The organism is Streptomyces prasinopilosus, assembly GCF_001419695.1.
In the GTDB taxonomy this organism is placed as follows: domain Bacteria; phylum Actinomycetota; class Actinomycetes; order Streptomycetales; family Streptomycetaceae; genus Streptomyces; species Streptomyces prasinopilosus.
The window spans coordinates 291-2,009 of the sequence record NZ_LIRG01000830.1; the positions used below are offsets into that span (position 1 = coordinate 291).

Here is a 1,719-nt window from a genome sequence, read left to right on the forward strand (position 1 = left end):
CAGCAGCAGCGCCATCCGGCGCAGCGCCCCCCGGACGCCGTCCGCGAGCCGGCGCGGGTCGTGCGAGGCGTGGGCGGTGAGCGAGGCGGCCATGTTCATGGCCATGAACTCCATGGTGCCGCCGACGGTGTACGCCACGTAGAAGTAGCCGTTCTCGGCGGCGCTGAAGCGGACCGCGACCATCACCGGCAGGAGGTTGATCATCGCCAGGCTGAACAGCGCGCCGAGGGAGTCACCGGCGAGGAAACGGCCCATGGCGCGGATCCCGGGCGGTTCCCGCTCGCGGTCGGCGGCGGCCTGGCGCGGGATGAGCCGGCGGAAGATCAGCCAGCCGAGCGGCAGCGTGGAGAACGCGATCGCGACGGCCCAGGACACGAAGATGCCCAGCACGGGCAGCACACTTGCGAGGACGGCCAGCAGGACCAGCTTCCCGAGGGAGAAGACGGCGTTCCCGACGGGTACCCACGCGGTCCTGCGCAGGCCCGTGAGCACCCCGTCCTGCAGGGTGAGCAGTGCCCACGCCACGCACGCCGCGACGAACAGCGCGCCCGCGAGCGGGGTGCCGAGGGGTTCGTACGACGCGCCCCACAGGTCGAGCGTGAGCAGGAAGACGCCCGCGGCCAGGGCGACGACCAGTGAACTCGCCCCGTACACGCCCCACACCAGGCGCCCGGTCGCCCGTCCGGCGCGCGGCACGAAGCGGACCACGGCGCCGATCATCGTGGTCGCGGTGATGCCGGCGAGCAGCCGCATCGCGGCGATGGCGGCGGAGCCCTGGCCGACCGCGTCCTCGGAGTAGTAGCGCGCGGCCACGAGCCAGAAGCCCAGCCCGAGGACGGCGGACACACCGGTGCTGAGCATCAGGAAGTAGGCGTTCCTGAACAGCGAGCCGGAGCCGTCGGAGCCGGTCTCCCCGTCGGTGGGTCCGGGCCCGCCGCCGTCCGTGCGCACCGGAGCGGGCTCGTGCACCCGGATCTCAGCCACGAGGCGGCCCCGGTCCTCTCCGCCCTCGCGCCGCGGCCCCCTCCGGCGCCTCCGGCGGCCGCGCCGGTCCCGGTGACTCCGGCGGTCCCGACGGCTCCGGCTCCTCCGGCGGCCCGGCCGGCTGCGCCCCGGACCGCTCCAGCACCTCCACCGCCTCGTGTGCCCGCAGCGGGTCCACCGGCAGCGCGTGCCGCGCGAACCAGCGGGCGTTGCCGGGGGCGGGCGACGGGTCCGTGAACGCCGCTCCCGCGTAGTCGTCCAGGGGCGGGTCGTAGAGGTAGCCGACCACGATGCCGCGCCGGTCCAGTGCCGCGATCGCCGCGTCCCGGTCCGCCACCAGCAGGGGCACCCGGAACAGCGGCCGCACCGTGCCGTCCGCCGGCGGCCGGGCCCACGGCGTCGACAGCAGCAGCTCCGTGCCCTCCCGCGAGGCCCGCAGGACGTCGTCCAGCCGCTCGAGACCGCGGTGGACGCGGCGCAGCCGGACGGGACCGGGCTCCAGCCGGTAGTCGTGCAGGTCGACCCGCACCCAGGGGTCGTGCGCGTCCAGGTCCGGCGCGGAGCGCGCGGCGGCGGCCAGCGCGTCCGGACGCAGCGGCATCCGGATCCCCTCGCGCTCCGTCAGTCCCAGCAGCCCCATTGTGGCCCGGGCGGCCCGGCGCAGCCCCAGGCGCCGCACGGCGGCCTCGGCGTACGGCCGTACCGCGTAGGCGAGTTCGGACGCCGTGCGCCGCG

General features: G+C 76.0%; 1 protein-coding gene and 1 pseudogene. Both read right to left on the reverse strand.

Annotated features, from left to right (window positions below):
- Positions 1-984, reverse strand: a 984-nt coding sequence (locus AOK18_RS27165) for a lipopolysaccharide biosynthesis protein (RefSeq protein ID WP_420865648.1), incomplete at its 3' end; no start/stop codon positions are given.
- Positions 977-1,719 (reverse strand): annotated as a pseudogene (locus AOK18_RS27170) (DegT/DnrJ/EryC1/StrS family aminotransferase); the annotation flags it as partial. The pseudogene AOK18_RS27170 and the gene AOK18_RS27165, both read right to left, overlap by 8 nt.